The organism is Halopseudomonas sp. L-58 (assembly GCF_056859475.1).
Map to the genome: position 1 here is coordinate 36,568 of NZ_JBSXON010000040.1, position 22,713 is coordinate 59,280.

The 22,713-nt window shown below is 63.0% G+C and carries 18 protein-coding genes, 1 pseudogene and 1 riboswitch; of the genes and pseudogenes, 6 read left to right on the plus strand and 13 right to left on the minus strand.

Translation table 11 applies throughout. The annotated features are described in order from the left end of the window. Window positions 1-64 precede the first annotated feature (64 nt). From AC13EY_RS03950 to AC13EY_RS03980, 7 genes are all read right to left on the minus strand, one after another. Window positions 65-3,700, minus strand: coding sequence for an ATP-binding protein (locus tag AC13EY_RS03950; RefSeq protein ID WP_228246432.1), 3,636 nt, complete (start codon window positions 3,698-3,700; stop codon window positions 65-67). Beyond that, window positions 3,700-4,374: a DUF4194 domain-containing protein gene (locus AC13EY_RS03955; RefSeq protein WP_217350125.1), complete on the minus strand. Its 675-nt coding sequence runs from the start codon at window positions 4,372-4,374 to the stop codon at window positions 3,700-3,702. Before AC13EY_RS03955 ends, AC13EY_RS03950 begins: the two co-directional genes overlap by 1 nt. Continuing rightward, on the minus strand, window positions 4,358-5,797 hold the full coding sequence (locus tag AC13EY_RS03960; protein WP_228246433.1) for a Wadjet anti-phage system protein JetA family protein: 1,440 nt from the start codon (window positions 5,795-5,797) through the stop codon (window positions 4,358-4,360). Before AC13EY_RS03960 ends, AC13EY_RS03955 begins: the two co-directional genes overlap by 17 nt. 233 nt (window positions 5,798-6,030) lie before the next feature. Continuing rightward, a complete protein-coding gene (locus AC13EY_RS03965) occupies window positions 6,031-7,836 on the minus strand; it encodes a TonB-dependent receptor domain-containing protein (RefSeq protein ID WP_228246434.1) in 1,806 nt (601 codons plus the stop codon). Between the two features lie 126 nt (window positions 7,837-7,962). Beyond that, window positions 7,963-8,166: riboswitch (cobalamin riboswitch) on the minus strand. A 53-nt stretch (window positions 8,167-8,219) separates the two neighbouring features. Continuing rightward, on the minus strand, window positions 8,220-10,100 hold the full coding sequence (dxs, locus tag AC13EY_RS03970; RefSeq protein WP_228246435.1) for a 1-deoxy-D-xylulose-5-phosphate synthase: 1,881 nt from the start codon (window positions 10,098-10,100) through the stop codon (window positions 8,220-8,222). A gap of 94 nt (window positions 10,101-10,194) precedes the next feature. Beyond that, window positions 10,195-11,082 carry a polyprenyl synthetase family protein gene (locus AC13EY_RS03975; RefSeq protein ID WP_228246436.1) on the minus strand — a complete coding sequence of 296 codons (888 nt, stop codon included), beginning with the start codon at window positions 11,080-11,082 and terminating at the stop codon, window positions 10,195-10,197. Continuing rightward, window positions 11,079-11,318, minus strand: a complete 240-nt coding sequence (locus tag AC13EY_RS03980; protein WP_228246437.1) for an exodeoxyribonuclease VII small subunit — start codon at window positions 11,316-11,318, stop codon at window positions 11,079-11,081. Before AC13EY_RS03980 ends, AC13EY_RS03975 begins: the two co-directional genes overlap by 4 nt. A 201-nt stretch (window positions 11,319-11,519) precedes the next feature. Between AC13EY_RS03980 and AC13EY_RS03985 the strand changes: the two genes are divergently transcribed. The 3 genes and pseudogenes from AC13EY_RS03985 to AC13EY_RS03995 all read left to right on the plus strand — a co-directional run. Beyond that, entirely contained in the window at window positions 11,520-11,825 is a 306-nt protein-coding gene (locus AC13EY_RS03985) for a hypothetical protein (protein WP_228246438.1), read from the plus strand. A 192-nt stretch (window positions 11,826-12,017) separates the two neighbouring features. Continuing rightward, on the plus strand, window positions 12,018-14,204 hold the full coding sequence (locus AC13EY_RS03990) for an EAL domain-containing protein (protein WP_228246439.1): 2,187 nt from the start codon (window positions 12,018-12,020) through the stop codon (window positions 14,202-14,204). 27 nt (window positions 14,205-14,231) lie between these two features. Next, window positions 14,232-15,677, plus strand: a pseudogene (locus tag AC13EY_RS03995) (methyl-accepting chemotaxis protein); the annotation flags it as partial. 138 nt (window positions 15,678-15,815) lie between these two features. Here AC13EY_RS03995 and AC13EY_RS04000 read toward each other — a convergent pair. The 3 genes from AC13EY_RS04000 to crp form a co-directional block, all read right to left on the minus strand. Beyond that, window positions 15,816-16,538, minus strand: a complete 723-nt coding sequence (locus AC13EY_RS04000) for a 16S rRNA (uracil(1498)-N(3))-methyltransferase (RefSeq protein WP_228246440.1) — start codon at window positions 16,536-16,538, stop codon at window positions 15,816-15,818. A 4-nt stretch (window positions 16,539-16,542) separates the two neighbouring features. Next, a complete protein-coding gene (locus AC13EY_RS04005; protein WP_228246441.1) occupies window positions 16,543-17,895 on the minus strand; it encodes an adenosylmethionine--8-amino-7-oxononanoate transaminase in 1,353 nt (450 codons plus the stop codon). Between the two features lie 124 nt (window positions 17,896-18,019). Then, window positions 18,020-18,664 (minus strand): cAMP-activated global transcriptional regulator CRP, encoded by a 645-nt coding sequence (crp, locus tag AC13EY_RS04010; protein ID WP_088277477.1) that lies wholly within the window; start codon window positions 18,662-18,664, stop codon window positions 18,020-18,022. 180 nt (window positions 18,665-18,844) lie between these two features. Here crp and AC13EY_RS04015 point away from each other — a divergent pair, with 180 nt between their 5' ends. Then, the gene (locus AC13EY_RS04015; RefSeq protein ID WP_228246442.1) at window positions 18,845-19,267 is read left to right on the plus strand and encodes an OsmC family protein; all 423 of its coding nucleotides are present in this window, start codon (window positions 18,845-18,847) and stop codon (window positions 19,265-19,267) included. Window positions 19,268-19,413: 146 nt separating this feature from the next. Continuing rightward, window positions 19,414-19,689, plus strand: coding sequence for a DUF1145 domain-containing protein (locus AC13EY_RS04020; RefSeq protein ID WP_088277479.1), 276 nt, complete (start codon window positions 19,414-19,416; stop codon window positions 19,687-19,689). Here AC13EY_RS04020 and coq7 read toward each other — a convergent pair. Together coq7 and AC13EY_RS04030 are read right to left on the minus strand one after the other, a co-directional pair. Continuing rightward, the gene (gene coq7, locus AC13EY_RS04025; protein ID WP_088277481.1) at window positions 19,677-20,324 is read right to left on the minus strand and encodes a 2-polyprenyl-3-methyl-6-methoxy-1,4-benzoquinone monooxygenase; all 648 of its coding nucleotides are present in this window, start codon (window positions 20,322-20,324) and stop codon (window positions 19,677-19,679) included. The genes AC13EY_RS04020 and coq7 overlap by 13 nt on opposite strands. Window positions 20,325-20,346: 22 nt before the next feature. Continuing rightward, window positions 20,347-20,685, minus strand: a complete 339-nt coding sequence (locus AC13EY_RS04030; protein ID WP_228246443.1) for a histidine triad nucleotide-binding protein — start codon at window positions 20,683-20,685, stop codon at window positions 20,347-20,349. Window positions 20,686-20,812: 127 nt separating this feature from the next. On the opposite strand from AC13EY_RS04030, the gene AC13EY_RS04035 reads away from it, so the two are divergent. Beyond that, window positions 20,813-22,294: an AAA family ATPase gene (locus tag AC13EY_RS04035; protein WP_228246444.1), complete on the plus strand. Its 1,482-nt coding sequence runs from the start codon at window positions 20,813-20,815 to the stop codon at window positions 22,292-22,294. Here the strand turns inward: AC13EY_RS04035 and hemJ are convergent. Then, on the minus strand, window positions 22,291-22,713 hold the full coding sequence (hemJ, locus tag AC13EY_RS04040; RefSeq protein WP_228246445.1) for a protoporphyrinogen oxidase HemJ: 423 nt from the start codon (window positions 22,711-22,713) through the stop codon (window positions 22,291-22,293). The genes AC13EY_RS04035 and hemJ overlap by 4 nt on opposite strands.

Sequence of the window (22,713 nt, forward strand, 5' to 3'; positions counted from 1 at the left end):
GTGCGGCGTTTGGCATCTGCCGCTGCAATGCGTTGCCGGGGTGGCCGGCAACGCACTCAAGGGGTCAGATCACATCTTCCATAAACTCCAGCGCGCCCTGCTGGCGGATCACCCGGCGGTGTTGGGCCCAGAGTTCGGCCACGCGTTCGCGGTTGAGCTGCTGTCGGTCGAGCAGCACGCGGGTGTTCAGCTCGCCTACCGGCTGGCTGCTGGGCACCTTGCTGAACACGAACTGGTTGCTGACCAGCTCCAGGAAGGGGCCGGCCTTGCTGGTCGGCATGATGAAGATCAGCTGCAGGCCGAGGGTTTCGGTCAGGTAGGCGATGACTTCACGCGAACGGATTTCATCCATGTGCATAAAGGCTTCATCGACGATTACCATGCGCAGGTGGCTGTCGCCCTCGTTAAAGCGGAAGGCGCTGGTCACGGCGGCGGCGCGGATGATGTAGGCCGGGGTTTCCAGCTGACCACCGGAGCCGGTGCCGTATTCGCTCAGGCGGATCGGTGACTTGCCTTCCGGGTGCTTGAGGATGTCGTAGCGGCGGTAGCGGCGGTAGTCGCTGATGCGCTCCAGCTCGCGCAGGGCCTGCTGTTCGTCGCCATCAAGCAGCAACGCCAGCAGTTGATCGCGCACTGCGGCCGAGCGCTCGGACAGGGCATCGTCGAACAGACTGGTGCCGTCGCCCAGGTTCGGCATCTGAATCAGTTCGCGGAAGAATTCCCAGTAGGCCTTGTACTCGGGCAGCCAGTCCCAGTCGAACTGGAAGCGTTCGCGGTCGGCGCCGAAGCGGTGGTGCTCCAGCTCCTTGTTCAGTTGCTCCAGCGTGCGACGGCCGTCGTTGATGGCCTGATGAATCTCGTGACACAGGTCGCTGACGAAGGTGGTGTTGAAGCTGTCGCGCAGGCTGGCGAGCTGTTCCTGCTTGGCCAGCAGCACGTTATTGCGCAGGCGGTTGTGCAGGTTGTCGAGCTGTTGATGCAGCGCGCCGACGTGGCGGAAGAAGGCCAGGCTGTGCAGCTCGGCCGGCGTGTCGGCGAGTACCTGGTCGGCGGGCTGGGCCTGTTCGTTGTAGTGCTCGATGGCGCGCTGCAGGTCGGCCACCTGGCGGTGCAGGCTGCTGGTCAGCGCCTGGGCGTCGGCGATAAAGTCGAACTGGCCGCCGCGCTGCTCCAGCATGGTGTCGAGCTGCTCCAGCCGTGCCTGCGGGTCGAGCCCCGGCACTTGGGCGGCTGCATCCAGCAGGTACTGCTCGGCCTTGTCGCGGGCGTCGAGCAGGGCATCACTCTGGTCGGCGAAGTGGGTAATGCGCTGGCCGATGCTGACCTGCTTCTCCTGCAGACGGCCGAGTTGGACGTCCAGTTCCTTGCCGTGCAGTTCCAGCTCGCGGTGGCGCAGGGTCACGCGCTGTTGTTCGGATTCCAGATTGTGGTGCGCGCCCAGATCAAGCGCTTCCAGTTGCTGTTCGACTTCGCGTAGCTGGCGCTGGCTGTCGAGCAGCTCGCTGGCGCGGGCGGCGTAGTCGAGCTGCGCGATCTGACCTAGCTGACGGGCCAGTTCGCGCAGCGCTTCCAGTTCGCGGCGCAGCTGGTGTTGCTGCAGATCCAGATCGTGCAGACGCTGCTCCTGCGCGCGCAGGTTGCGCTCGCGGGCGGCGGCGCCGAATACCAGCTGGCTGTCGTCGATATCGCAGCGGAACAGCGCGTAGTTGCCCGAGCCCATGCCGTCGCGGGTGATGCCGCGGCGGGTCTGGCGCAGGGCACCGGCGTCTTCCACTCGTGCCACGGTGGCGTAGGACGCCTGCAGGTAGTATTCGGCGACGCGATGGCTGAAGCGCATGACCTGCAGGATCGAATCGTTCGGCAGGCTGATGCGTTCGGCGTCCTGCCTGGCCTTGCTGCCTTGAATGACCCGCGCGCGGTTGCGTTCGCGGCTGTTCATCTGGCGCACGATGCGGATGGCTTCGGCTTCATATTCGGGCTCGACCAGAATGGCGTAGCGGCTGCCGCCGATGTAGCCCTCGATCGCCATTTGCCAATCCGGGTCGAGTACCTCGACGTGGTCGCAGAGTACCCGCGGGTCGGCCTGCGGGCATTGCTTGCGGATCGCCAACAGCGCTTCCTCGACATACGCGGGGTAGGTCACGCGGTTGCTCTGAAGGGTGCTGATCTGGTGGCGAATCTGGCTGACCTGACGATCCAGCGTGTTCAGCGCGCTGGTGCGTTCCTGCACCAGCCGGTCGACGCGCTGCAGCAGGCTGGCGCCTTCACTGTCCTGCTCGCGCAGGCGCTCGGCCAGCTGGTTGTGCGCACGCTGCTGGCTGCGAATGGCATCTAGGCCGGCGTCCAGCGGGGTCAGGTCGATCCAGTCGCGGGCCAGCAGTTGATTGAGGTCGGCAACCGGTTCGCGCTCGGCGGCCAGCACTGCCGCGCTGGCCTCGCGCCAGCCGCGGCTGGCCAGCTGCGGAAGCGCCTGACTCAGGCTGTGCTGGGCCAGCAGCGCACCGGCCGATTGCAGCGCCACCAGGTTGCGGTCGCGCTGATGGGCCTGGGTCAGCAGGCCGGGTACGGCGCTGCGCAGCTGCTCGCTCAGCTGGCGCTGGCGCTGCTCCAGTTGGTCCTTGTTCTGCAGCGCCGGAATGCCTTGACGGCGGGCTTCCAGTTGCACCAGTTCGTGGTGGGCCTGGGCCAGGCGCTCGGTGGTCAGGCGCTGGTCTTCCTGCAGCGCTTCGAGCTGACTGGCGAGCTGCTGCTGTTCCTGTTTGGCGGCCAGATAGCCCTGCTGGTTGTTCTGCCAGGCTTGCGCGGCGGCAGCGTACTCCAGCCCGGTGCGCTCCAGCCAGCTGTCCAGATACTGGGTGGTCTGGCTGGTGGTCAGCGACAGCAGTTCCACCGCCTGACGTACCCGCGCCGCTTCCTGCTCCATGCCGTGCACGGTGCGCAGCAGGTCGCGGATGCGTTTGATGGTGTCGCCAAACTCGCGCGGCTCCAGCACTTCCTCGGCGACAAACTGGTCGATGGATTTGACCGGTTTGTAGGCCATGAAGTTGGCAAAGGTGCGCGCGGCGTTCTTGGCCTCGCGGGTCGACAGCGCATCGCGGCGGCCGCGCAGGGCGGCGTACAGGCGGGCCAGATAGGCGCTCTTGCGGTCGTAGACTTCGACCTGTTGGGCGCTGAACTGCTTGCGCAGCAGGCCCGGCAGCTCGGTCACGGCGATGACGTGGCGGCCATCGTCCTGCTCGCGCAGAAAGTGCGACAGCGACAGCATTTCGCCGGGGATGATCATCAGCAGCAGTTCGTCCTGCCGCGCCTGGCGGCTGCTGCCGGCGGCGTCGAGATGGGCACGCACGCCGATCACCGCGGTAAAGGGTTCGGCGGTCTCGCCATGGGTCGGATGGAACACCCCGGCGATATAGCCGTCGGTATCCCAGGGGCGGGCGTAGGCGCCGTCGTCACAGCCGAGCACGTAGGAGGCGAGGGTACGCACCTGCTTGCCGCCGCGGCCGCGCTGAGTGGTCTCGTCCTGCCCCGGGTTGTAGTTGAACAGGTTGTCGTGGGCGGCGGTCATCAGCGTCTGCAGGGCGTCCGCTGCGGTGGTCTTGCCGGAGCCGTTGCCGCCGGAGAACAGGTTGACCGGGCCGTATTCCAGTTCTTCGACCGGCAGGTTGCCCCAGTTGACGGTAATCGAACGCTTCAGATACATCAGTTGCTCTCCTCGGCGGACGGCTGGTCTTCGCTATTTTCAATCTCGGGGCTGGCGAGCTGGGCCAGCGCGCTGTCGGTCACCAGGCTGATGATGCCCGGGCGAATCGTCAGCCAGGCTTCGCCGCTGTCCAGTTCGGCATCGCTGGGGCTGCGGATCAGCCGCAGCTGGCGCAGGCGGCGCAGCAGGTTGCGGCGTTCGCTCTGCTGTTCCGGCAGTGAACGGCCGAGCAGGTTGCGACTGCTCAGGTTGAGCGCCTCGAGCGACAGCATGACCTGACCAAACTCGTCGACCTGACCTTCGCGCAGGGCCTTGTCGTACTCGGCGCGCAGCACCAGAATCAGCGCCACTTCCTGCTGGTTCAGGCGCTCGCGCAGGCCGCTGCCGAAGCTGTCGTCGGCGTCGACCAGGCCGGGCACTTCCGCGCCCGGCGGGAACACCCGGACCAGATTGAAGCGCGGCTCGTGCAGCACTCGGATGCGCAGCACCGAGAGATAGTCCTCGACCAGCTCGGCGGCCTGCAGGTAGCGGTCGTAGAGCTCGGCCTCGCGGTTGCTTTCGTCGCGGCAGAGCACGCCGCGGTCGAGCAGGCGGATCATCAGCTCGGAAAAGTCCTCGGCACTCAGGCCGCGTTCGTTGAGGTGGTGGTCCAGCGCGTCACGCATGTTCGTCATGTTCCAGATCGATGATGAAGCCGTCACGGCGATCAAAATAGGTTTCGTTGCTGATGGTCTCGCCGCTCGGCTCGATGCGCACGCGCAGGCCGCTGGCAGCGTGTTCGGCGCTGGCCAGCGCGATCACGTGGCTGAGCGCGAGCAGGTCGCTGGCGCTGTTGACCGGCAGGTCGCGGGTGTTGAGCTGATTGCCGCTGCCGAGGGCGGCGCGCAGGTAGCTGCGCAGGCCACTGGCGTTGACGTTGAAGGCCTTGTCGAGCAGTTGATTGACCGCCAGCGCCCGCAGGGTGTCGTCTTCCGGCGCGTCGAGGGTTTCCATCAGGCTGTGCACCGGAGGGCGCTCGCGGCGCTCGCGCAGCTTCACCTGGCCCGGGTCGACCAGCGCCAGATTGACCACTGCCATTTCCTCGCCTGCGGCGCTCAGGCGCTTGGCCTGCTCTTCGGCGGGCAGGGCGGACAGCTCGCGGCACAGGCCGACGATATCGCTGTGCTTCTGGCTGTGCAGGTAGCTGAGCTGACGGATGATTATGTCGGCGCGTTGGGTGAAGCTCTGCAGGGTGCGGCGCAGCGCCGGCAGCATGATGTCGGCAGCGTTGCGCAGGCAGCCTTCGATACCGTCCAGCAGCTGCCAGAGAATCGAGCTGCGCTCGTCAACGAGAAGGTCAGGTGCCAGGCGGCGCAGCTCGCGCTCGGCCTCGGCTTTCCACTCGCGTGGCTTGCGGCGAATACGGGCAATCACATCCTGAATGCGCTCGCGGTGTTTTTCGACGCTGTCGGCCGACAGGCGCACCGCCAAGTCTGGCTGGAAGCGGCGCTCCATAAAGTCGAAGAACTGATCGCTGGCCTGCTGCACGAGTTGCTGCGCCTCTACCTCACGCACCAGCTGGCGCTTGCGCTCTTCCAGCTCGGCGATGATATCGGTGAAGTCGGCGATGATGCGTTCGGCGTATTCGTGGGCGTCGAGCAGGTCATACACCTCGCCGTGCTCGGCAAAGGCCGACAGCGCGTTTAGGGTGTTGCGCGTATTGCGGTGGCGGGTACGGGTGTTGTGCCCGTCGGCCTCGGCCAGCGACTGGGCAAACAAACGCCCCATGCGGCTGAACGGGTAGGTCGACTGGAAGGTCGCCTGATCCACCTGACGTTCCAGCCAGCCGTTTTCGATCAGGCTGGTGAGAATCCAGCTGGCCTGCTCGCGGTTGCTCTTGAAGCGGCTGGCGTCTTCATCGTCGCCTTCCAGCAGCGGCGCGCGTTCCAGCGCTTCGCTGAAGATATCCAGTACTTGTTCGCGCTTGAGTGATTCGCCGTAGTCGGCGCGGGCGCTGTACAGCCGCTCGTGCAGCAGGCGCAGGCACTCGACAATCTGTTCGCGGTATTTGCTGGTGAGCGGGCGGAAGAACTGCAGTCGCTCGTTGGTAAAAAACATAGGGCGTCGAATTCCGGTTCGGACAAGGACGCATTATGCCTGATCAGCGGTGCCGGGCGGCAAGTTGGGGCGACGGGCTGTGCTGGAGTTCATGCGGGAAGCCGGGAGGGTCGAGTTCCAACTCGACCAAAGGCGATGCCTGCGTCCCCAGGCCGAGTTGGAGCTCGACCTTCCCAAAAACAAACCCCGCACGGGGCGGGGCTGGTCGGTACGGCATTGTCTGCAGGTGACGCTTACAGCTGCGGGGTCCAGGTCAGCGACAGGCGCGCGTTCAGCTCTTCGTTCTGGTACGGGTTGCCGGCAAAGTCGTTGGACAGCGCGTATTCCTTCTCCAGCACGTTGCTGACGCTGAGATCCCAGCGGGTGGTGTCGCTCATCAGCCAGTTGCCGCGTACTTCCAGGGTGCCGAAACCGGACAGCTTCTGGGTATTGGCTGCGTCGTTGTAGCGGGTGCTGTTGGCCACCAGGCTGAAGCCGATGCCGAAGTCGCCGAACTGGCGATCGCTGTCGATGCTCAGCAGGCGCTTGGGACGGCGTGGCAGCAGCTGACCGGTGCTGCGGTCGCGCGGGTCCAGCCAGGTAGCGGATGCGACGGTGTACCAGCCGAGGATGTCGCGCTCGGCAGACAGTTCCAGGCCGTTGATGCGTGCTTCGCTGATATTTTGTGGAATCCAGAAACTGTCCAGCAGGATCAGGTCGTCGATATCCATACGGTAGGCAGACGCCTGAAGCGTGGTGGTGTCAAACTGGCCGCGCCATTGCAGCTCGTAGCTCTTTGAGCTTTCCGGACGCAGGTTCGGATTGGAGCCCCAGGCGTTGTAAAGGTCGTTGAAAGTCGGCGCGCGGAAGCCCTCGCTGTACGACGCAACCAGTTGCTGGTTGTTGCTCAGGGCAAAGATCAGCGCGCCGTTGAAGGTGTTTTCGCTGCCGAACTGTTCATTGTCGTCATGACGCATACCCAGTTCGGCGCTGACCTGCTCACCGTTGAAACGGTATTGGGCAAACGCAGCCTGGTTGTAGCGCTCATCGTCGGTGAAGGCACCGTCAGTGCGCATGCGATCCTCGTACCAGTCCAGCCCCAGCTGCAGGTTATGGGCATCATTTATGCTCAGGTTGTTGAGCCAGCTGGCGGAGTCGCGGTAGGTGTCGTATGACGAGGGGAATACGCTGGAGCGGGTGTCACGGCGGTCTTCGGCGTGGCCGACTTCCAGGCGGGTACGCCACAGGCTGCTGACCTGCCATTGAACGTGTGCTGCCGCGGTGCTCAGGCTGAAGTCATCTTCCGGGTCGCCGAGCAGGTCGTACTCGGTGCTGCCAGTCTGCTCCAGCAGGCGGATGCCGGCTTCAACATCGTCGGTGAAGTTGTGGGTCAGGCTAGCGTTGAACGCGCGATTGCGATAACCGTCTTCGTCGCGATCACCACCGACGCTATTGGTCGTACGATTGATGCCGTCGGTTTCGTTCAGACTGGCGCCCAGCGCAAAGCGGGTCTGGCCGTTGCCGCCGGAAAGTGCCAGATCGCGGGTAAAGGTCTGGTTGCTGCCGACGCCGAGCTTGACGCGCGCATCAAGCCCGTCACGGCCCTGGCGGGTGAAAATCTGTACCACGCCGCCGATGGCGTCGGAGCCGTAGATGGCTGAGCGTGGGCCGCGGATCACCTCAATTCGCTCGATTTGATCGACGCTGATGAATTCCAGACTGGCTTGGCCTGCGCTGGCGCTGGCGATCCGCTGACCGTCGATCAGAACCAGCGTTTGAGTGACGTTGGTGCCGCGCAGGGAAATGCCGCTCAAGCTGCCGAGGCCGCCGTTGGTGGTGATCGACAGGCCGGGCACACGACGCAGCAGGTCGGTCACGCTGTTGGGCTGCAGACGGTCGATATCTGCCCGGGTAAAGACGGTGCTGGCCGCGCTGCTTTCGCTGCGACTTTCGACCTGGCGGGAGGCGGTAACGACGGTATCGGCGAGTGACAGCGCGTCGTTGGCCTGGGCAACGGCACAGGCCAGCAGGCCCGGAATGATCAGCAGTGACTTGTACATAGATTCCTCAAAAGTTCGGCTTTTGAGGAGGGCGGGAAGTCAGAAGGCAGGCCACCGCGCGGCGGCTGCACGCTGACCGGTGACGCCCTCCGCGACACCTCAGCAGACAGTCGCACGGCATTGCCGTGGCTGTACTCGCGCTGGGCCGGTCTCCGGACTTGGAATCAACACATCATCGCCTTCCCATGCAGAGCACAGTGGCATTTTCGATGATGCTGGCAGGGCTGGCCTGCGACTCCTTACCGTTGCGGGGGCAGTGTCGGATTCTCACCGACTTCCCGTTTCACCCGGACTGCACTGCAGGCCGGACACCCAGGCGACTGGAAGTGAGGCGGACTCTAGGCTTTTCGGCGGGGTGGGTCAAGCCTGCCAGAGGCAGGCTCTTACAAACGGTCGAGGCGGGCGCGAATGGCCGCTTCGATACCGGCAGCGTCCAGACCGCACTCAGCCAGCATTTCAGCGGGCTTGGCGTGTTCGACGTAGATATCGGGCAGGCCGAGGTTGAGCACCGGCAGGCTGATATCCTGGGCCAGCAGCCATTCGTTGACCGCGCTGCCGGCGCCGCCCATGACGGCGTTCTCCTCGACGGTCACCAGCAGCTCATGGCTGTCGCTCAGCTCCGCAATCAACTGGGTGTCCAGCGGCTTGACGAAGCGCATGTTGGCAACGGTCGCATTCAGTGCCTCGGCAGCCTTGCTGGCCTGCTGGTGCAGGGTGCCGAAGCAGAGGATGGCAACCTTTTCGCCCCGGCGGGTAAGTACGCCCTTGCCGATCGGCAGCGGCTCCAGCGTCGGATCGATGGGCACGCCCGGGCCGGTACCACGCGGATAGCGCACAGCCGCCGGGCCTTCGTGCAGGTAGCCGGTGGTCAGCATCTGGCGGGTCTCGTTCTCGTCGGCCGGCGCCATGATCAGCATGTTCGGCAGGCAGCGCAGGTACGACAGGTCGAAGCTGCCGGCGTGGGTCGGGCCGTCCTCGCCAACCAGGCCGGCGCGGTCGATGGCAAACAGCACGTCCAGATTCTGCACCGCAACGTCGTGGATCAACTGATCGTAGCCGCGCTGCAGGAAGGTCGAATAGATGGCAACCACCGGCTTGGCGCCTTCACAGGCCATGCCCGCAGCGAGGGTGACGGCATGCTGCTCTGCGATGGCGACGTCGAAGTAGCGCCTGGGGAAACGCTCGGAGAAGGCAATCAGGTCCGAGCCTTCCTTCATGGCCGGGGTAATGCCGATCAGGCGCTCGTCCTGCTCGGCCATGTCGCACAGCCACTGGCCGAAGATGTTCGAGAATTTCGGTTTGCTGACGCCGTTGCTCGGGGCCTTGGGCTCCAGCTTGGTGATGGCGTGGTAGCCGATCGGGTCGGCCTCGGCGGGGGAAAACCCCTTGCCCTTCTGGGTGATCACGTGGAGGAACTGCGGGCCCTTGAGCTCGCGCATGTTCTTCAGGGTGCGTACCAGCGTAGGCAGGTCGTGCCCGTCGATCGGGCCGATGTAGTTCCAGCCCAGCTCCTCGAACAGGGTGCCCGGCACCAGCATGCCCTTGGCGTGTTCTTCGGTCTTGCGTGCCAGCTCCCAGGCCGGCGGAATCTTGGACAGGACCTTCTTGCTGCCCTCGCGCATGTGCGAGTAGGTGCGACTGGACAGGATCTTGGCCAGGTAGTTGGACAGCCCACCGACATTGCGCGAGATCGACATGTCGTTGTCGTTCAGCACAACCAGCATGTTGGCTTCGACTTCCGAGGCGTGGTTGAGCGCTTCAAAGGCCATGCCCGCGGTCAGCGCGCCGTCGCCGATCACGGCAACGGTGCGGCGATCCAGGCCCTGCAGCCCGGCAGCGATGGCCATGCCCAGGCCGGCGCTGATCGAGGTGCTGGAATGGCCGACGCCAAAGGTGTCGTAGGGGCTTTCGCTGCGCCGCGGGAAGGCGGCCAGGCCGTTCTTCTGGCGCAGGCTGGCCATCTGTTCGCGGCGGCCGGTGAGAATCTTGTGCGGGTAGGCCTGATGGCCAACGTCCCACAGCAGGCGGTCGTCCGGCGTGTGATAGACGTAGTGCAGGGCGATGGTCAGTTCGATGACGCCCAGCCCCGCGCCGAAATGCCCGCCGGTCTGGCCGACACTCCAGAGCAGAAATGCCCGCAGCTCATCGGCCAGCTCGGGCAGCTGGCTTTCGTCAAGCGCACGCAGCGACTCGGTATCGTCGATACGGTCCAGCAGCGGCGTGCTGGGGCGATGGAGCGGGATTTCGTGGAAAGTGCTGGGCATCAAACAAGGCTCTGGGTGCCAACGTCGGTGGCGGGAAAACAAGGGCGCAGTTTAACCGATGCAGGCCGATAGCCCAACTGCACGCAGGGCTATCTCAGAAGCGGCGCTGAACGGTGTAGTCAGCCAGCTGGCGCAAGCGCTCTGCTGCGGGGCCGAAGCCTGCGACTGCGCTGAGCGCCTGGTCGCGCAGCTCGGCAGCCAGACGGTGGGCACCGTCCAGCCCGAGCAGTGCCGGGTAGGTCGGCTTGTCGCGGGCCAGGTCGGCGCCCTGCTGTTTGCCGAGCACGCTGGTATCGCTTTCGATATCGAGAATGTCGTCCTGCACCTGGAACGCCAGGCCGACGTGATCGGCGTAGCTGCCAAGGGCTGCCAACTGCTCGTTATCTAGACGCTCGCTGGCCAGTGCGCCCAGTTGCACGCTGGCGCGAATCAGGGCGCCGGTCTTGTGTCGATGCATGGTTTCCAGGGTGGTCTGGTCGAGTTTCTCGCCGACCGCACCAAGATCAATCGCCTGTCCGCCGACCATGCCCTGCGGTCCGGCGGCGTGGCCCAGCAGGCTGACCATCTGCAGACGGGTATCCGGGCGGCAGTCCGGCGCGCTGGCGAGCAGTTCGAAGGCCAGCGCCTGCAAGCCGTCACCGGCGAGGATCGCGGTCGCCTCGTCGAAGGCGCGGTGGCAGGTAGGCTGGCCGCGGCGCAGGTCATCGTTGTCCATGGCCGGCAGGTCGTCGTGAATCAGCGAGTAGGCATGGATCAGCTCCACCGCTGCTGCCGCGTGATCTGCCCGGGCCAACTCGCCACCGGCAGCCTCGCAGCTGGCATAGGCCAGTAGCGGGCGCATGCGCTTGCCGCCGATGACCACGCTGTAGCGCATGGCACTGTAGAGTCGATCAAGACGGGGTTGCGGGGTATGCAGCTGATTGCTCAGGAAGGCGTTGATGCGTTGCTGACACTGCTCAAGATACTGACCGAATGGGCTCATTCGCTGGTGCCGTCAAAGGGTTCTGTCTTCAGCTCTCCATTGCTTTCGATCAGTTGCTGGACCTTCTGTTCCGCCTGGGCGAGCGCCTGCTGGCATTCGCGGGTCAGGGCGACGCCTTGCTCGAAGGCACTCAATGACTCTTCCAGACTGAGGTCAGCGCTTTCCAGCCGCTCGACCAGTGCCTGCAGCGAGCCCAGTGACTGCTCGAAGTCTGCGGCGGTTTTCTTCCGGGCCATGCGTTACCTCATCCGGGATGGTTCAAACGGCTGAACATTACCCAAGGGGGCGGGGGCGGTCAATCGGCGTGTGTGTAATGGCGGAAGCGTGACGGCATTGATTCAGATCAGCAAAGGCGGCGATTTTTTGACTCTTGTGGTGTCTTTGGGACGGTGCTTGATTACAATTTGACATCAAATTCATCATTTATCTGATCTGCCATGACCGACGAATCGAAGGTGGTTGTTGCTGCACCTACGGCGCAGCGTGACCCGATTATCAAGGCGCTTAAGCAGGCCGGGCTTGACTGTGAGCTGATCTGTCAGCCACAGGATTGCAGTGACGCGCCATTGTGCCGCTGGCTCGCTCCCGAGCAGTTGAACGAGCGCAGCCGCGTGCGTTTTGCCCTGGAGGATGCCATCGACACCCTGGAGCAGACGCGCCATGCCTTCCGTTCGCGGCAGCTGGCGGGGTTGCGTCATCGCCTGGAAGGGCTATTGCAAAGCTTGTCAGAGGATGATCTCTAGGGTAGCGTGGTCCCTGACCAACGAGACGGCTTTGCCGGTCAGGACGCAAGGGCCTGAAAGACAAGGCGCTGGACTCCCGAGCTTTTACAGCTCGGGAGTCCAGCGCCTTTTTTGTTGCCCGCGCAAAAACGAATAACAACAGTCGGCGGCCCTTTGGAGCGCTGCCTTATTACCGCCATGGACGTGATAACCGTGCTTAAACCGGTATTCGACAAACTGGGGCTTGATGCCAGCGGCCTGCAACAGCGTTTGCATTTTCTCGACTGGAGCAACGCGGATGGGGAGCGATTGCGGCGTATCGCCAGTTTCGGTGAGCAGGCCAGCCACGAATTTGTTGAAGCGCTGTACGAGCGTTTGAAGCAGTATCCTGAAACACGGGGGATTCTGCGTGGCGAGGGGCTGGTTGATCGCCTCAAGCATAGTCAGCGGGGCTATTACAGTCGCCTGTTCTGTGGCGAGATTGACCAGCGCTATCTGGAAGAGCGTGTGCGCATCGGGCACATACACGAACAGGTCGGTGTCGAACTGAAGTGGTATCTGGGTGCGTATCGGATGTACCTGAGTCGCATGCTCGGTAACTGGTTCGACGATCTCAGTGTCGAGCAGCGGTCAAGGCTGGCTGATTTCGACAGTCTGCTGAAGATTGTCTTTTTTGACATGAGCCTGGCCGCTGACGCCTACATCGATGCCGAGCATCGTGCCCTGGAAGCCAGCGAAGCCCGGTATGCCCATGCCTTGCGCGGCGCCAACGATGGCATCTGGGACTGGGATCTGCAGCAGGATCAGCTCTATGTCTCCGAGCGCTGGGCCAGCATGCTTGGCTTGACCCAGGCCCAGGTCGGACAGCGCTCCATGCACTGGTTCGAGCGCGTTCACCCGGACGATCAGGCCGGCTTGCAGGCTGCTATCCAGCAGCATTTGCAGGGCGGCTCGCCGTGGATTCGACATGAATACCGCCTGCGTCGCAGTGACGGCAGCTACCTGTGGGTGCTGACCCGGGGCGTGGTTGAGGTCGACTTGTCCGGGCGCCGGCGGCTGGCCGGTTCGCAGACCGATATCAGCGAGCGCCAGCGCTTTCAGCGCGAACTGGAGCATGCCGCCCGGCATGACCCGTTGACCGGACTGATCAATCGCCACCAACTCAATATCCAGTTGCAGCGCACGGCCTCACAACTGAGCCGGCCCGGCGCGCGCCATGCGGCCTTGCTGTTCATCGATCTGGATCGTTTCAAACTGATCAATGACAGCCTCGGGCATGCCGCCGGTGATCGGGTTCTGCTGCTGGTGGCCGAGCGGCTGCGCAGCTGCCTGCGGCCCGGGGACCAACTGGCCCGTTTTGGCGGCGACGAGTTTGTCATGTTGCTGGATGATCTGGCCTGCGCCGAGGATGCAGAAACGGTCGCAACCCGGGCACTTGCCGCGTTGCGCGAACCGCTGTGTTTCGGTGAGCGTTGCCTGGTGGTCAGCGCCAGTATTGGTGTTGCGCCGCTGCTGCCCGGGCAGGGGCTGGAGGATGCCCTGCAGGCCGCCGACCTGGCGCTTTACAGTGCCAAGGAGTCGGGCAAGGCGCGCTTCGAGCGATTCGATCAGTCGATGCAGCAGCGGGCACGTCAGCGCCTCAAGCTGGAAAGCAACGTGCTGCAGGCGCTGCAGCGTGACGAGTTTACGCTTCATTACCAGCCGATTTTCGATCTGAACGCCCCAAACCAGCCGCCGGTGGCGGTCGAAGTGTTGTTGCGCTGGTCCCATGACGGTGAATCGGTCTCACCTGCCGCCTTTATTCCGGTGCTCGAGGAGTCGGGGGAGATTGTCTCGGTCGGCTACTGGGTGTTGGAGCAGGCGTGCAGACAGGCTCAACGCTGGCAGCAAGAAGGAGCCGGGCCATTGCATTGCTCGGTCAACCTGTCGGGTCGGCAGCTGCAGGAAGCGGACTTCGTCCAGCGCCTGCGTGAGATCCTCCAGGACACGGGTTATGCGCCCGACAGTCTGGTACTGGAAATTACCGAAAGCCTGCTGATCGATCACGATCCATGGGTGCTGGCCAGCCTGCGCGAGCTTGCCGATATGGGCGTGCGTATTGCCCTGGATGACTTCGGGACCGGCTACTGCTCGCTTGGTTACCTCAATCGTTTTCCGCTTCACATCATCAAGCTGGACCGCAGCTTTCTGCACGAGACCCACGAAAACACCCGGCAATTCACTATCTGCAGGGCGATCATCGCGCTCAGCCGCAGTCTTGGATTGGCGGTGGTTGCCGAGGGCATTGAGCACCTCAGCCAGGTTGATCTGATGCTGCAGGAAGGGTGCACCCTGGGGCAGGGTTTCAAGCTGGGCTTTCCCATGTGTGCCGATGACCTGAGAGGTCTGCTTTTTCCCTGATGTTCACCACTGCGCCGCGAGGGGTATATGAAGGTAAATTTACCGATCACCGACAGCGAGGTCTGTTTGCAGGATGGCGATAACCTGCTGACAACGACCGATCTCAAGGGTGCCGTCACCTACGCCAACGCAACATTCGAGCGCATAAGCGGCTATTCGCAAGCCGAGCTCGTGGGGCGAAACCACAACATCATCCGTCATCCGCATATGCCGCCCGAGGCGTTCAAGCAGTTGTGGGACTGCCTGAAGGCAGGTAAAAGCTGGATGGGACTGGTGAAAAATCGCTGTAAAAATGGTGATTACTACTGGGTCAGTGCCTATGTGACACCGGTGCGTGAGAACGGCCGGGTGGTTGAGTATCAATCGGTTCGCACGCGTGCGTCGGATGAGCGAGTAGCCGCTGCCGAGCGCTGTTATGCCGCTTTGCTGCAGGGCAAGGTGCCGCGTGCGTTGCGGCGTCCGGCGCTTTCACTGTTTGCCCGATTGGCATTGGGCAGTGCCGCAATGCTCTGTGCGGCGGGTGTCATCCTCGCCTCGTCTGGCGCGTCTCTGCCGGAACTGGCGCTGACCCTGTCCGGCGGCTATGCGCTGTTGTTGACCGGCCTCTGGCACCAGTTGGGGCCGCTGCGTGCGCTGACACGTCGGGCACGGGCGATCGCTGACAACCCCCTGGGTCAGCTGCTTTATACCGGGCGCCGGGACGAGCTGGGTCAGATTGCCTTTGCCTTTGACATGCAGGAGGCTGAGGCCTCTGCGCTGGTTGGGCGCATGAGCGATGCGGCGCAGCGACTGGCCCAGCAAAGCCGGGATATGGTCGGCGCGGTGAAACGCAGCAGTCAGGCCAGCAGCGAGTTGCAGGCGGAGACTGAGCAGGTTGCTGCCGCGGTCGAGCAGATGGCGGTCAGTGTTCAGGAGGTGGCACGTAACGCCCAGCAGGCGGCCGAGGATGCCAGAGGGGTAGAGCGCAGTGCCAGCGATGGTCATCGGGTAGCCAGCTCCACCAGTGAACGAATGGCCATGCTGACCGCCTCGATTACCGAATCCGGCGATCGGCTGAAGGCGCTGGCCAGCCAGAGCGAACAGATCTCGGCCGTGCTGGAGGTCATCAACGGTATTGCCGAGCAAACCAACCTGCTGGCGCTGAACGCGGCAATCGAGGCGGCGCGGGCCGGTGAGCAGGGGCGCGGGTTTGCAGTGGTCGCCGATGAGGTGCGTGCGCTGGCGGCGCGTACCCAGCAATCGACCGCCACCATTAGGCAGTCGATTGAGGGGTTGCAGCAGGGTAGTCAGGCCGCGGTCAGTGCAATGCAGGAGAGTCTGCAGCAGGTTGATCTGTGCGCCGCGGGTGTCAGTGATGCCACCGAGGCGCTGGATGGCATCGACGGGCTGGTCAGCGGTATCAGTCAGGCCAGCGCTCAGATTGCCGCGGCGGTGGAGCAGCAAAGCAGTGTCAGTGACGAAATCAGCCGCAGTTTGCAGCGTATCCGGCTAGGCAGCGTGACCAACCTGGAGGCAATGGCCGAAAACGACGAGCATGCTGCCGAGCTGATGACGCTGGTGCAGCGACTGGAAGGGCTGGCCGGCGAGTTCTGGCAGGCGCACCGCGCCCGCTCAGACATCTCCCCAGAGGTGCTGAAGCATGGTCAGCGCAACCACCGGCGCGGTCTCGGTGCGCAGCACCCGCGGGCCGAAACGGGCAGCGTGGAACCCCGCCTGCTCAGCCTGCGCGATCTCGCCAGCGCTGAGACCGCCCTCCGGGCCGATCAGCAGGGCGGCTGACTCTGGCGCCGGCAGGCTTTGCAGGTCCTGCTCGGTGCGGTGGTGCAGGACCAGCCTGACGTCGACCTGCAGCGCGGACAGCCAGTCATGCAATGCCATTGGCGGATGGATCACTGGAACGCTGCTGCGGCCGCACTGCTCGCAGGCACTGACGGCGATCTGCTGCCAATGAGCCTGGCGCTTGTCGGCGCGCTCGCCCTGCAGCTTGACTTCGCAGCGCTCGGTAAACAGCGGAGTGATTTCGCTGACGCCCAGCTCGACCGCCTTCTGAATGGCCCAGTCCATGCGCTCGCCACGGGACAACGCTTGCCCGAGGTGGGTGTGCAGCGGCGACTCGGGTGTACCGGCCACCGGTTGCTGCAGGGTTATGGTCACGTCGCGCTTGCTCACCGCGCTGACTTCGCCCGGCCATTCCTGACCGCTGCCGTTGAAGATCTGCACGGGCGCGCCGGGCGCCAGACGCAGCACCCGGCCGATATAGTGGGCAACGTCGCCGTCGAGAATGACCTCGCCTGCGGCCAGCGGGCGATCCAGATAAAAGCGGGATACGCGCATGGGATCAGTCCCGGGTGGCCAGCTGGATACCTTCCCAGGCGACACTGGCAAGGTGGTCGATCTGGTCCGGCGTGATCACATAGGGCGGCATGAAGTACACCACGCTGCCGAGCGGGCGCAGCATCGCCTGGTTCTTCAGCGCATGCTGATAGACGCGGATGCCGCGGCGCTCCTGCCAGGGGTAGGCTTCGCGGGTTGCCTTGTCCTTGACCATCTCGATGGCCAGCACCATGCCGGTCTGGCGGACTTCGGCTACGTGCGGATGGTCGACGAAGTGGGCGGTGGCCTTGGCCATGTGCGCCGACAGCGCCTTGTTGGTCTCGATCACGTTACCCTGTTCCAGCAGGTCCAGCGTCGCCAGCGCCGCAGCGCAGGCCAGCGGGTTGCCGGTATAACTGTGCGAGTGCAGGAAGGCGCGCATGCTCTCGTAGTCGTCGTAGAACGCCTGATAGATGGTGTCGTTGGTCATGCACACGGCCATTGGCAGATAGCCGCCGGTCAGCGCCTTGGACAGGCAGAGAAAGTCCGGGACGATATCGGCCTGTTCACAGGCGAACAGGCTGCCGGTGCGGCCGAAGCCGACTGCGATTTCGTCGTGGATCAGGTGCACTCCGTAGCGGTCGCAGGCCTCGCGCAGCAGCTTGAGGTAGACCGGGTGATACATGCGCATGCCGCCGGCGCACTGGATCAGCGGCTCGACGATAACCGCGGCAATCTCCTCGTGTTGCTCGGCCAGGGTCTGTTCCATGTGGGTGAACATCTGCCGGCTGTGTTCCTCCCAGCTGACGCCTTCGGCGCGGTAGTAGCAGTCGGGTGAGGGCACGGTAATCACGTCCATCAGCAGCGGCTGATAGGTTTCCTTGTACAGCGCAACATCACCGACCGCCAGCGCCGCCAGGGTTTCGCCATGGTAGCTGTTGGTGAGGGTGACGAAGCGCTTCTTCTGCGGTTTGCCGATGTTGAGCCAGTAGTGAAAGCTCATTTTCAGCGCCACTTCGATGCAGGAGGAACCGTTGTCGGCATAGAAACAGCGGGTCAGCGGATCTGGCGTCATTTTTACCAGCCGCTCGGACAGTTCGATCACCGGGGTGTGGCTGAACCCGGCGAGAATCACGTGCTCAAGCGAGTCGAGCTGATCCTTTACGCGCTGGTTGATATAAGGGTTGGCGTGACCAAAGATGTTGACCCACCACGAGCTGACGGCATCCATGTAGCGGTTGCCTTCGAAATCATGCAGCCAGATGCCTTCGCCCCGTTGAATCGGGATGACCGGCATGTGCTCGTGGTCTTTCATCTGGGTGCAGGGATGCCAGAGCACCGAAATGTCGCGTTGCATCCACTCGTTGTTCAAGCCCATGTTCACCTCGTGTTGGAATAGCCTGGTGAGCGATTGTACATGAGCAAGGGGCGAGGTGCAGGGGCGGCCGGGAACAGACTGCCCGGCCCGTCGCAGGGTGTTTGAGGTTGGCTGCAGGCGCTGCTCAGCGGGTGCCGAACACCACCATCGTCTTGCCTTTGACGTCGATCAGCCCTTGCTCTTCAAGGCTTTTGAGAACGCGCCCGACCATTTCCCTGGAGCAGCCGACGATACGGCCGATTTCCTGGCGGGTAATCTTGATCTGCATGCCGTCGGGATGAGTCATGGCATCGGGCTGTTTGCACAGCTCAAGCAGGGTGCCGGCGACCCGTCCGGTGACGTCGAGAAACGCCAGGTCACCAACCTTGCGCGTGGTTTTGCGCAGGCGCTCGGCCATCTGTCGACCGACGGCGTAGAGCAGCTCGGGGTCGCGCTGGGTCAGTTCACGGAACTTGCTGTAGCTGATTTCCGCTACTTCACATTCGGTCTTGGCGCGAACCCAGGCACTGCGGTCATGCTGGGCCGGTGACAGGTCGAACAGGCCCATTTCACCGAAGAAATCACCCTGGTTCAGGTAGGCAATAATCATTTCACGGCCATGTTCGTCTTCGATCAGGATCGTGACCGACCCTTTGACGATATAGAACAGACTGTCCGACTGGTCGCCCGCATGAATCAGCGTGCTGCGGGCGGCGAACCTCCTGCGATGGCAGTGGGCGAGAAAAGCATCCAGATTTTTTATTTTAGTAGTCAGGTTGATTGAAACCATTAAAAGCGTGTCCTGGCCGTAGTCGCGCGTACCGAAGATGCGTGGCATCCGTGTCAGCCTCAGCGTGAGACTGAAACGGATTATGTCCAGTTTTTATCCGTATGACCAGTGCGGACATATGCCGCAGGTTGCTGTGGTATTCTCCCGGCCCTGTGAGCGATTTTCCTGCGGGAGTCTGTGATGAAAGCAACGATCAAGTGGGTTGACGGGGTCATGTTTCTGGGTGAGTCCGGCAGTGGCCACACGGTGGTAATGGACGGTCCGCCGGAGGCGGGTGGGCGCAATATGGGTATCCGCCCGATGGAGACCGTGCTGGTAGGGCTGGGCGGTTGCGCCAGCTTCGATGTGGTCAGCATTCTCAAAAAGGCCCGTCAGGATATTCGGGATGTGCACACCGAACTGGCGGCCGAACGCGCTGATGTCGAGCCCAAGGTATTTACCAAGATTCACCTGCACTTCGTTGTGACCGGCAAGAACCTGAAGGAAGCGCACGTCAAACGCGCGGTTGAGCTGTCTGCCGAGAAGTACTGTTCGGCGTCGATCCTGTTGGGCCGCGCCGGTGTGGAAGTGACCCATGATTACGAGATCGTCGAAATCGACTGATTGTTCTGCAGCGGGCGCAGCATGCTGCGCGCCCGCACTTCCGGTTCGTGGCGCCTGCGGTCACTCCGTTGGCTAGCCCGGCCCTTTCATGCAAGCGTCTGTGAGTTACCATCGGGCTCCCCAATAACAACAATCAGGGAGTAGTCATGCGTACATTCATGTTGGCAGGCAAGCTGCTGATGCTGGTCTTCTGGCTGACCGTTATCCTCAGTCTGTTCAATCTGGTTCCGGTACCCAACCCACAGCGCCTGCAGATGATCGCGTTGATCGTGCTGGGTGTGCACGTGCTGGAGTGCCTGTTGATGTTCGGCAAGCTGAGGAAGGTTGGCTCTTTGGGCCGGCAGTTGTTGCAGGTCATGCTGTTCGGGGTGCTGCATTTGCGTCACCCCGACACCGTCCGGTCGATCAATCAGGCCTTGTAAGTCGCCTTGGTCATGACCTTGGAGAGCAGCACCATGGCTTGCTTGATCGGCTCCGGGAATACCGCGCCGCCGGCTTCCAGCGCCTGCTGGCCATGTTCGATCTCGTCTTCGCGCATCTGCTCCAGGATGGCCCGTGACTTGATGTCTTCCTCCGGCAGCTGGGTCAGGTGATCGTCAAGGTGTCGCTCGACCAGCTGTTCGGTGGCGGCAACAAAGCCCAGGCTGATGCGGTCGCTGATCAGCCCGGCGGTTGCACCAATCCCGAATGACATCCCGTAAAACAGCGGATTGAAGATGCTGGTGCGGCTGCCCAGCTCCTTCAGGCGTTGTTCGCACCAGGCCAGGTGGTCTATCTCCTCCGCCGCGGCGTGCTCCATCTTCGAGCGCACTTCGGGTAGCTTGGCGGTCAGCGCCTGGCCCTGATACAGCGCCTGCGCGCATACCTCTCCGGTGTGGTTGATGCGCATCAGGCCGGCGATATGCTGGCGCTCGTGATCGTCCATTGGCACGTTAGCCAGATGCTGCGCCGGCGACGGACGCTGGGCCTGTGCTGCGCCAGGAATCAGCGTACGCAGTGACTGGTCTGCCTGATTCAGCAGGCGGTCGAGAAAACTGTAGTGTCGCGTGCTCATGATGGCGTCTCCTGCCCTGCAGCGCCTAGCCCGGAGGCCAGGTCATCTGGCGCTTGCCAAGGACATGCAGGTGAATGTGGTAAACGGTCTGGCCGCCCTGTTCGTTGCAGTTGAACACGGTACGGTAACCTGCCTCGCAACCCAGCTCCTTTGCCAGTTTCTGCGCGGTGTAGACCATATGGCCAATGACGGCGCGATCCTCTTCGGTGACGTCGTCCAGCGTGGCGATATGCTTCTTCGGGATCACCAGAAAGTGCACTGGGGCTTGCGGGTTGATATCGTGAAAGGCGAAGACCTGATCATCTTCGTATATCTTCTTGGACGGAATCTTGCCGTTGATGATCTTGCAGAACAGACAATCCACGCTGCGCTCCTTGGTTGGCTGAGGGTCGCGGCCGGTGACCGCGTTGGTGGCAGTGTAACGCAGGCAAACGGATTGGCACTATCGGGAAGTGCGTGGCAGGACTGCGGCGCAGCAGAGGAGGCGTTGATTGAAAAACGATATTCATGACCTGGGGTTGGTGCTGGACTCGCGCGTTCGCCTGATCGTCATCGAGTCCTGGCAGGAGCCGCGGGTACTCGAGACCATCGGCTCGCTGGCTGTTCAACGCGCGCAGACCTGGTACACCTGGAATCATCTGGACGGTTTGAGTCGGCTTGGCTTCGGGGCAGAACCTGATCCCGAACGCGACACTCGCGATGCCGGGGTTGCCCTGGATGTGGTGAGGGAGGCCGGCGAAAATGCACTTTATGTCTTCTGCGACCTGCATCCATTCATGGAATCGCCACGCATCGTGCGTCAGCTGAAGACGCTGGCTATGAACAAGGCGGCGACCGGCCCGACTCTGATTCTTGTCAGCCATGCGGTCAATCTGCCACCCGAGCTCAGGCGTCTTGCCGCGCGTCTGCAGTTGAGCATGCCATCGGAAGAGGAGCTGACCGCCATTGTGCGCGAGGAGGCGATGCGCTGGAGCGAGGCTAACCGGGGGCAGCGGGTGCGAACCGACAATCGCACGCTGCAGCAGGTGGTGCGTAACCTGCGCGGCACCACCCATGAGGAGGCGCGGCGGCTGGCTCGTAACCTGATCATCGACGATGGAGCGATCGACCAGAGCGACCTGCCGAACCTGAACAAGGCCAAGTTCGAGTTGCTGGGCATGGATGGCGTGCTGAGTTACGAGCAGGAAACCGCGCGTTTTGGTGAAGTGGGTGGTTTGCAGAAGCTCAAGGCCTGGCTGGCCGACCGTCACGCAGCCTTCAGCAAGGCGGGGCCGGTTCAGGATATGCCCCGCGGTGTATTGCTGGTGGGGGTGCAGGGGGCGGGCAAGAGCCTCGCGGCCAAGGCGATCGCTGGGCTGTGGGGGCTGCCGCTGCTGCGTCTGGACATGGCGGGGCTCTACAACAAGTACATTGGCGAGACCGAAAAGAACCTGCGTGATGCCCTTCAGCTGGCCGACGCGTTGGAGCCCTGTGTGCTCTGGATCGACGAAATCGAGAAGGGCGTTGCGGCGGATCAGAGCGACAGCGGCGTCTCGCGTCGGATGCTGGGCAGCCTGCTGACCTGGATGGCCGAGCGGCAGTCTAGGGTATTTCTGGTCGCGACAGCGAATGATGTCGCGCAATTGCCCCCTGAGTTGATCCGCAAGGGGCGCGTGGATGAGCTGTTCTTTGTCGACTTGCCGGGTGAGTCGGTACGGGCGGAGATCTTCGGCATTCATCTGGCAAAGCGCGAGTTTGATCCGGGGCAGTTCGACCTGCAGCAGTTGGCTCAGGCCAGTGACGGATTCTCCGGTGCGGAGATTGAACAGGCGGTGGTCTCGGCGGTCTATGCCTGCGCAGCCAGCGGCGAGCCGCTTGGCGGGCGCGACATCCTTGCCGCGATTGCCCGCACCTCACCGCTGTCTGTCGTGATGGCCGAGAAGCTGCAGGCCCTGCGCGCCTGGGCGCAAGGCCGAGCGGTGAAAGCGGACTAGAAGGGTTTGACTACCACCAGAATGACGATGCCTACCAGTGCCAGTACCGGTGCTTCGTTGAACCAGCGGTAGTAGACATGCGAGCGGGTATTGGCGTTGTTCGCAAAGCGGGTGCGAATGCGTCCGCATAGGTGATGGTAGATCACCAGCAGTGCGACCAGCGCCAGCTTGGCATGCATCCAGCCTTGGCTGAGCCAGCCGGGGTTGAGATAGAGCATCCAGCCGCCGAGCAGCAGGGTGACGATCATTGAGGGGTTCATGATCCCGCGCAGCAGCTTGCGCTCCATGATCTTGAAGCGCTCGCGGCTGATCTCGTCTTCGGCCTGAGCATGATAGACGAACAGGCGAGGCAGGTAAAAGAGGCCGGCGAACCAGGTAATCACGGCCATGATGTGGAAGGCTTTTATCCAGAGGTACAC

Coding starts and splice junctions, on each gene's coding strand:
- AC13EY_RS03950 (WP_228246432.1), bottom strand. CDS start 3,700: ATGTATCTGAAGCGTTCGATTACCGTCAACTGGGGCAACCTGCCGGTC.
- AC13EY_RS03955 (WP_217350125.1), bottom strand. CDS start 4,374: ATGACGAACATGCGTGACGCGCTGGACCACCACCTCAACGAACGCGGC.
- AC13EY_RS03960 (WP_228246433.1), bottom strand. CDS start 5,797: ATGTTTTTTACCAACGAGCGACTGCAGTTCTTCCGCCCGCTCACCAGC.
- AC13EY_RS03965 (WP_228246434.1), bottom strand. CDS start 7,836: ATGTACAAGTCACTGCTGATCATTCCGGGCCTGCTGGCCTGTGCCGTT.
- dxs (WP_228246435.1), bottom strand. CDS start 10,100: ATGCCCAGCACTTTCCACGAAATCCCGCTCCATCGCCCCAGCACGCCG.
- AC13EY_RS03975 (WP_228246436.1), bottom strand. CDS start 11,082: ATGAGCCCATTCGGTCAGTATCTTGAGCAGTGTCAGCAACGCATCAAC.
- AC13EY_RS03980 (WP_228246437.1), bottom strand. CDS start 11,318: ATGGCCCGGAAGAAAACCGCCGCAGACTTCGAGCAGTCACTGGGCTCG.
- AC13EY_RS03985 (WP_228246438.1), top strand. CDS start 11,520: ATGACCGACGAATCGAAGGTGGTTGTTGCTGCACCTACGGCGCAGCGT.
- AC13EY_RS04000 (WP_228246440.1), bottom strand. CDS start 16,538: ATGCGCGTATCCCGCTTTTATCTGGATCGCCCGCTGGCCGCAGGCGAG.
- AC13EY_RS04005 (WP_228246441.1), bottom strand. CDS start 17,895: ATGGGCTTGAACAACGAGTGGATGCAACGCGACATTTCGGTGCTCTGG.
- crp (WP_088277477.1), bottom strand. CDS start 18,664: ATGGTTTCAATCAACCTGACTACTAAAATAAAAAATCTGGATGCTTTT.
- AC13EY_RS04015 (WP_228246442.1), top strand. CDS start 18,845: ATGAAAGCAACGATCAAGTGGGTTGACGGGGTCATGTTTCTGGGTGAG.
- AC13EY_RS04020 (WP_088277479.1), top strand. CDS start 19,414: ATGCGTACATTCATGTTGGCAGGCAAGCTGCTGATGCTGGTCTTCTGG.